Annotated in this window: 1 protein-coding gene; it reads right to left on the reverse strand. The window is 67.6% G+C overall.

Annotated features, from left to right (window positions below):
- A partial coding sequence (locus tag NQ018_RS11340; RefSeq protein WP_257061033.1) for a hypothetical protein occupies positions 1-320 on the reverse strand: 320 nt, incomplete at its 3' end.
- Between the last annotated feature and the right edge of the window lie 94 nt (positions 321-414).

Here is a 414-nt window from a genome sequence, read left to right on the forward strand (position 1 = left end):
GTCTCCACCACGTCCACCTTGGCGATCAGGCGCTGGGCGATGTCGCGCACATCACGCGCGATCGGCGCATTCGGATCCATCGGCCGTTCCTGCGACAGGATCTGCTGGTAGGCCTGCAGCCCGAGCGCGGTCTCCTGGCGCGCATCCAGGCTGCTGTCGATCATCACCTTCTCGCCGGTGTAGGGATCGACCGTGCGATTGGAGAACCAGTAGAACACCGCATAGCCCGCCGCCAGCAGCAGCACCCACCAGCGGATGTTGCCGAACAGGCCGCGCCGCTGCGGGCCTTGCGGCGAGCGGGAAAAGGGATCGTTGCGCATCGGTGTCTTCCAGCAGGCCCCGCCGGCCGGCGGGCACGGCGCAATCTTAGTGCGCGGACGCCAGCAGCGGGTGAAGCCCGATGCTCAGATGCCC

Source organism: Corynebacterium kozikiae (assembly GCF_024580965.1).
Lineage (GTDB): Bacteria > Actinomycetota > Actinomycetes > Mycobacteriales > Mycobacteriaceae > Corynebacterium > Corynebacterium kozikiae.